A 6,978-nucleotide genomic window follows, 5' to 3' on the forward strand; every position below is an offset into this window, starting at 1 on the left:
AGCTATTGGCGATTGTCGTGTATGATGGCATAAGACCACACTCAATAATCGGTTTCTTACCCCAAAAATAAAATTCATGACAGTAAATCCATCATAAAAGCATTTAAAACTCGATAGCGAATGCAGTATCGTTTAAAATCTACCTTCAATAATAAGAACGATTGATGAGGAGCGCGGAAGATGATCAAAAGATATTTGGGAATATTGCCAATTGCGGCAATCTTTTTTGCACTTTCAGCACACGCTGATGTCGTACTGAAAGATGAATCTGAAATTTTAGGCAAGTGGAAAGTGACCGCCGAAGCCGCGAAACTAGACGGCGAGAAAAAAGCGGTTATAGTGGAATGGGATTTTAAGAATGGTGGCGTTCTCGAAACAATAGCCACAGATGCAGGGGGGCGTACCAATGAGATGCATATCCCGGTAAAATATAGCGTTGAAGGTGGCGTTATCAAAAAACAAGTCTCGCCAGGGCGTGAAAAATATGAGGATTGCAAAGTCGTCGAAAAAAATGGTTCAGAAATGATCCTAAAATGTCAGTTTCTTTACTTCTTTTTAACTAAAATATAACAATAAAGGGTGTAACTATGATAGGTGGTATAGTCGGCCTTCTTGCGTTGATCTGGGTTTACCAGACAACCACAAAGGCAAATGTAACAAATGGTGTGGTGTGGGTCATGATATGCGCTGCTGTATATTTGGCTTCGCAATTCATAATGATAGGGGCAGCAAATTACATCGTTGAGTCGATGCGCGCCAGCGAAGGCGGAGAAGCTTACGAACGTGACTTGACCAGTATCGGCGACAGAAAAAATCTGGGTGGTTTCCAAGGCCCAAAAGGAATGTTCATGTCGGTATTTTTTGAACTGTTTCCACCGATAGCGGGGTTTTTGCTGGTTGCGTTTATCCGCACCAAATTTGTCCTAAAAGAAGCACTCAACAAGTCCAACTTGTTCAGTGGCATTGGTGACATGTTCAAAAGCATCAAAGAAAGCTTCAAAAACCCAGACCAAAAATAATCGTCTGGCATTACGAAAAAAGCCCAGGCAACGCTTGGGCTTTTTTTATGCTTGTTGAAAGGCATTCGACAACTAAGCGGGAATGTTGCCGTGGAGCTATTCAATTGCCCACTATTTTTGAAACGATAAAAATCAAGACTGACACAAACAAAACCGTAAAAATCAAGCCCGCGATGATATAGGTCGTCAGCGAACCTTGCTCGAAGTCGATTTTCCTGTTGTTGTCGCTTTGTACACCAATAAAAGCGGCCAAAACGCCCTTGATCGTTTGCATTATGGTTGGTTTATTCAACTTATTCCCTCGTTTTTAAAAAAATGTTAGAGCCCGATTGATTTTAACGCAATAATACGCGGCTGAAATAAATTCTTTCAATACAACTAAATGAGCAAATCAGCACTTCTTAAACAAGCATTGGCCAAGCGCATCCTTTTTCTTGATGGCGCGATGGGCACTATGATACAAAGCTATAAACTTGAAGAAAAAGATTATCGAGGGGAGCGGTTCGCCCAATGGGCTACTGACCTTAAAGGCAATAACGACCTGTTGTCCCTGACTCAGCCGGATATTATCAAAGCGATCCACAGTGCTTATTTTGAAGCCGGATCCGACATTGTCGAAACCAATACCTTCAATTCCACCCGTATTGCCATGGCCGATTATGGCATGGAATCATTGGTTTATGAAATGAACCTGGAGTCGGCGCGTATTGCTAAACAGACGGCAGATGAATTTACTGCCAAGACACCAGACAAGCCGCGCTTTGTCGCAGGCGTGCTTGGGCCGACTAACCGCACCGCATCGATGTCACCGGATGTCAACGACCCTGGGTTTCGGAATATCACCTTCGATGAATTGGTTGATGCTTATGTTGAAGCGACCAAAGGCTTGATAGACGGCGGTGCGGACATCATCCTTATCGAGACAGTTTTCGACACCCTTAACGCAAAAGCGGCAATTTTTGCGGTGGAACACTGTTTTGACGCACTTGATGATGCGTTGCCCGTCATGATTTCCGGCACAATAACCGATGCATCCGGCCGTACGTTGTCTGGGCAAACCGCCGCCGCGTTTTGGCATTCGCTTAAACATGTCAAACCCATTTCTTTTGGCTTCAACTGTGCGTTAGGTGCAACCGAGCTGCGCCAATACATTGCCGAATTGTCGTCAATTGCGGACACTCACGTTTCAGCGCATCCCAATGCAGGCTTGCCCAATGAATTCGGCGAATATGACGAAACGCCCGAACAAATGGCAAAGGAACTCGCCGACTGGGCAAAAAACGGCTATCTAAACATTATTGGCGGTTGTTGCGGCACGTCGCCYGCCACCATCAAAGCGATTTGTGATGCCGTACAGCCCTACCCTCCGCGCACGATTCCCGACATTGAAAAACGTTGCCGTCTGGCAGGGCTTGAACCCATGTCAATCGGTGCGGATTCCTTATTTGTCAATGTCGGCGAACGCACTAACGTGACCGGATCGGCGGCATTTAAGCGCTTGATTATTCAAGGTGACTTTGAAGCCGCCCTGGAAGTGGCAAGGCAACAGGTCGAAAACGGCGCCCAAATCATTGATATCAACATGGACGAAGGCATGTTGGAGTCGAAAGAGGCGATGGTGCGCTTTTTGATGCTGATTGCTGCCGAACCGGACATCGCCAAAGTGCCGATCATGTTGGATTCGTCCAAATGGGACATCATCGAAGCCGGACTTAAGTGCATACAAGGCAAGGGCATCGTCAATTCCATTTCGCTCAAGGAAGGCGAAGAAGCCTTTATCAAGCATGCCAAGCTTGTTCGCCGTTACGGTGCAGCCGTCATCGTGATGGCGTTTGATGAAGTCGGCCAGGCTGACACTAAAGACAGAAAAGTCGAGATTTGCCAACGTGCCTACAAGATTTTGACTGGGCAAGTTGGCTTTCCTCCTGAAGACATTATTTTTGACCCGAATATCTTTGCGATTGCAACAGGTATTGAAGAACACAACAACTATGGTGTAGATTTCATCGAAGCCACCCACGAAATCAAGCAAACTCTGCCGTATGCGCTAATTTCAGGCGGCGTCTCCAACGTGTCATTTTCATTTCGCGGCAATAATCCCGTACGCGAAGCTATCCATGCCGTGTTTTTATTCCATGCCATCCAGGCAGGCATGTCCATGGGCATTGTCAACGCGGGGCAATTGGCGATTTACGAAGATATCCCCAAAGATTTACGCGATGCGGTTGAAGCGGTCGTCTTAAATACCCATGACGGCAGCGGTACTGAAACCTTGTTGGCCCTTGCAGAAAAATACAAAGGTGATGGCAGCACGGGCGAAGCCAAGCAGGAAAACCTGGAATGGCGTAGCTGGCCAGTCAATAAACGCCTGGAACATGCCCTAGTAAAAGGCATTGCCGATTATATCGACGAAGATACCGAAGCCGCTCGATTAGAGGCTGAACGCCCACTGCACGTCATTGAAGGCGCGTTGATGGACGGCATGAACGTGGTCGGCGATTTGTTTGGCGCGGGTAAAATGTTCCTGCCGCAAGTGGTCAAATCAGCCCGTGTCATGAAAAAAGCCGTGGCCTATTTGATGCCGTTCATGGAAGCGGACAAATCCGCCGAAGATCGCCAGACTAACGGCAAAATCTTGATGGCGACGGTTAAGGGCGATGTCCACGATATCGGCAAAAATATTGTTGGGGTCGTGCTGCAATGCAATAACTACGAAGTCATCGACTTAGGCGTGATGGTTCCTGCCGAACAAATCTTGCAAACCGCACGCCTGGAGAAAGTGGATGTCATCGGCTTAAGCGGCCTGATTACGCCATCGCTTGATGAAATGGTGCATATTGCCAAAGAAATGCAAAGGCAAGGCTTTACCATTCCCTTGATGATCGGCGGCGCAACCACGTCCCGCGCGCATACCGCCGTCAAGATTGAGCCGCATTATGAAGGCGCAACGGTGTATGTGACTGACGCGTCCCGAGGTGTTGGGGTCGCCAGCAACCTGTTAAGCGCTGAACTTAAAGCTGATTTTGTCAACAGTATACGCGAAGAATACGCCGAAGTCAGGGAACGCCACAAAGGGCGGGAAGCGCAGACGAAACAACATACGCTTGATGCCGCCCGGCAGAACAAATTCAATTGGGGACGGTACGAGCCGGTTAAGCCCACGTTTTTAGGCACGAAAGTCATTGACGATATTCCTTTAGGGATTTTGGTCGAATACATCGACTGGACGCCGTTCTTCCAGACCTGGGAAATGGCGGGCAGTTACCCTAAGATTCTCGACGACAAAGTCGTCGGCACAGAAGCCAAAAAGTTGTTTGACGATGCCAATCGCATGTTAGAGCAGATAGTCAATGAACAATGGTTATCTGCGCGGGCAACCGTCGGATTTTTTCCGGCGGCGAGTGAAGGCGACGATGTCATCCTGTACACTGATGAAACCCGTCACACAAAACGAGAAACGCTTCACCACTTACGCCAGCAAAATATGAAAGCACCAGGGCGACCTAATTATTGCCTTTCCGATTTTATCGCGCCGATAGACTCAGGCAAACACGATTATATCGGCGCGTTTGCCGTAACGACAGGCATTGGTATTGAAACTAAGCTGGAAGAATTTGAGCGCGACCATGACGATTACAGTTCGATTATGCTAAAAGCCTTGGCCGACCGTTTAGCAGAAGCCTTAGCGGAATACATGCACCAAGTCATCAGGAAAAACTACTGGGGTTATGCCGAAGACGAAACCCTGGACAATAACCAGCTTATTAACGAAGCCTACCAAGGCATACGACCTGCACCGGGCTATCCCGCTTGTCCTGACCATACCGAAAAAGCCAAATTGTTTGAATTATTGGACGCCACCAAAACGACCGGTATTGAACTTACCGAAAGTTTTGCGATGTTTCCCGCATCAGCGGTGAGCGGCTGGTATTTCTCCCATCCCGAGTCCCAGTATTTTAATGTCGGCAAAATCGACAAGGACCAGCTTCAGGATTATGCAAGGCGCAAAGGCATGGCCGAAGAAGTTGCAGCCCGTTGGTTGTCCGCGCACTTGCATCATTGAAAAGGCGAACCGACTTATGATCCCGTTCCTCCTGAGTCAGTTAATCGCCTCAAGAGAGGCTTGTAGAGGGACTGGGTGAGGGATCCATTGAATAATCAAATGCCGCTTAATGTTATTGCCCAACAGTTTTCCCGCTCAGCCACAAACATTCAACCACTGGGCAATGGCTTCATCAACGACACCTATCGGGTTACGACAGGGACAAAACCCTTCGTTTTGCAGAAGATAAACAAACACGTATTTCCTAATCCCGAACAAATCATGACTAACCTGATGGCCCTTAACCGGCACATTGGCCGAGTCAACGATAAGTCGATTGCCTTAAAAATTCCTCAGCTATTACCGACTGGAAATGGGGATAATTTTTTCTGCGACGGGCAAGGCGATTATTGGCGGGCATTGAATTACATTGAAAACACAGAAAGCCTGGAAACCATCGCCGATCTGGCTCAAGCAGAACAGGTGGGTTCTGCCCTGGGACAATTCCATCGGTTGGCCTATGGGTTGGACGCCACAACATTGTGCGATACCTTGCCCGGATTCCACATTACACCCGGCTATTTGCGCCATTACCAGGAAGTAAAAAATAGGACACCAATAGCCGAGAATTCCTATTGCAGGGATTTTATCGCCCGTCTTCAGCACATCGTCAATGATCTTGAAACCGCAAAAGAACAAGGCTTCCTGTCATTAAAGGTTATACACGGCGATCCCAAACTGAATAATTTCCTGTTCGACACGACCAGTGGGCATATCGTCAGCATTGTCGACCTGGATACGGTCAAACCTGGACTTATTCATTACGACATTGGCGATTGCCTACGCTCCTGCTCCCATAATACGATGACCGATAGCTTCGATCTTGAAATATGCCGCAGGTTACTAACCAGCTATCTGGCACAAATGGGCAATTTATTTTCAATGAACGATTACCAATTCCTTTACCCCGCCATACGGCTGATTCCCTTCGAATTAGGCATCCGGTTCTATACCGATTATCTTGACGGCAACCGCTATTTTAAGGTGACCGAACCGGATGACAACCTTCGTCGGGCGAACAGTCAATTTCTATTGTGCGCCAGTGTCATGGCGCAGGAAATTGAGATCAAAAACCTAATCATGCAATTGCAACTTCAGTCAGTTAATTAGCTTGTCCAGGAAAATCCTTGGTTACTACAACAACTGAACTGAGGGGCTTAAAGCGCAAGATCAAACAAATATTGCCTTAAGATACCCTATATTCTAGCAAGTTCAACACTCTGGTAATTAGCGCCTTAAACGGTATTTGCTGCACAGGTTTTCTCACGTAAGTTGTGCTTCCTGCAATAAATGCTTTGACTTCATCATACGGTTCGGTTAATCCTGATACCATAATGATAGGCGTATGCTTATAATCAGGGTTTTCCCGCAAAAGGGCACAGGCCTGATAACCGTCAATTCCCGGCATCAGCGCATCCATAAAAATAATGTCGTAATAAGTGGCTTTGGCTTTTTCGATTGCGCTTTCACCGCTATCGGCGCAGTCAATTGGCCCTATTTGGGGATGCATGGAAAGGCTTAATCCCAATAGCTTTTGGAATGCGGCATTATCATCCACAATCAACGCACGGTAATGGGTCTTCGTGGCACGCTTTGTTGTCGAGGTGTCAGTAGCGGTAGCGGGCAGCTGTGATGCATCATCTTCCGGTGATTCTGAAGCCAGCTTAGATTGCAGGTCAGAAATACCTTTAATTTTCGCCACAGGGCTTTTCTGCTCACTCATAGCATTCACCATTTGTTATCCTAATCTATTATCTTAACTCTAAGTTCAACCTAAGATGAAGGCTTCCTATGGCTATATTATGGGCAATATGCAATGAACTTAAATTACATAAGGTGGGAGTCTAATAGGCTATA

Annotated in this window: 6 protein-coding genes; 4 read left to right on the forward strand and 2 right to left on the reverse strand. The window is 47.0% G+C overall.

Translation table 11 applies throughout. The features are described from left to right. The first annotated feature begins 180 nt into the window (after positions 1-180). Both MGMO_RS02085 and MGMO_RS02090 read left to right on the forward strand, forming a co-directional pair. The gene (locus tag MGMO_RS02085; protein WP_023493361.1) at positions 181-570 is read left to right on the forward strand and encodes a hypothetical protein; all 390 of its coding nucleotides are present in this window, start codon (positions 181-183) and stop codon (positions 568-570) included. Between the two features lie 17 nt (positions 571-587). Continuing rightward, complete coding sequence (locus MGMO_RS02090) at positions 588-1,019, forward strand: hypothetical protein (RefSeq protein ID WP_023493362.1); 432 nt, start codon at positions 588-590, stop codon at positions 1,017-1,019. Between the two features lie 100 nt (positions 1,020-1,119). On the opposite strand, the gene MGMO_RS02095 is transcribed toward MGMO_RS02090, so the two are convergent. Further along, a complete protein-coding gene (locus tag MGMO_RS02095; RefSeq protein WP_036306521.1) occupies positions 1,120-1,311 on the reverse strand; it encodes a DUF2970 domain-containing protein in 192 nt (63 codons plus the stop codon). A gap of 90 nt (positions 1,312-1,401) precedes the next feature. On the opposite strand from MGMO_RS02095, the gene metH reads away from it, so the two are divergent. Together metH and MGMO_RS02105 are read left to right on the forward strand one after the other, a co-directional pair. After that, on the forward strand, positions 1,402-5,082 hold the full coding sequence (gene metH, locus MGMO_RS02100; RefSeq protein WP_023493364.1) for a methionine synthase: 3,681 nt from the start codon (positions 1,402-1,404) through the stop codon (positions 5,080-5,082). Between the two features lie 99 nt (positions 5,083-5,181). Next, positions 5,182-6,231: a phosphotransferase enzyme family protein gene (locus MGMO_RS02105; protein ID WP_051383949.1), complete on the forward strand. Its 1,050-nt coding sequence runs from the start codon at positions 5,182-5,184 to the stop codon at positions 6,229-6,231. A 76-nt stretch (positions 6,232-6,307) separates the two neighbouring features. Here MGMO_RS02105 and MGMO_RS02110 read toward each other — a convergent pair whose 3' ends face one another. Then, on the reverse strand, positions 6,308-6,844 hold the full coding sequence (locus tag MGMO_RS02110; RefSeq protein ID WP_161808451.1) for a response regulator: 537 nt from the start codon (positions 6,842-6,844) through the stop codon (positions 6,308-6,310). Positions 6,845-6,978: the final 134 nt, after the last annotated feature.

Origin of the sequence: Methyloglobulus morosus KoM1 (assembly GCF_000496735.2) — a bacterium.
GTDB classification, from domain to species: domain Bacteria; phylum Pseudomonadota; class Gammaproteobacteria; order Methylococcales; family Methylomonadaceae; genus Methyloglobulus; species Methyloglobulus morosus.

Bases quoted from the DNA above. Each gene is read 5' to 3' on its own strand.
- MGMO_RS02085 (WP_023493361.1), top strand. From the start codon at position 181: ATGATCAAAAGATATTTGGGAATATTGCCAATTGCGGCAATCTTTTTT.
- MGMO_RS02090 (WP_023493362.1), top strand. From the start codon at position 588: ATGATAGGTGGTATAGTCGGCCTTCTTGCGTTGATCTGGGTTTACCAG.
- MGMO_RS02105 (WP_051383949.1), top strand. From the start codon at position 5,182: ATGCCGCTTAATGTTATTGCCCAACAGTTTTCCCGCTCAGCCACAAAC.
- MGMO_RS02110 (WP_161808451.1), bottom strand. From the start codon at position 6,844: ATGAGTGAGCAGAAAAGCCCTGTGGCGAAAATTAAAGGTATTTCTGAC.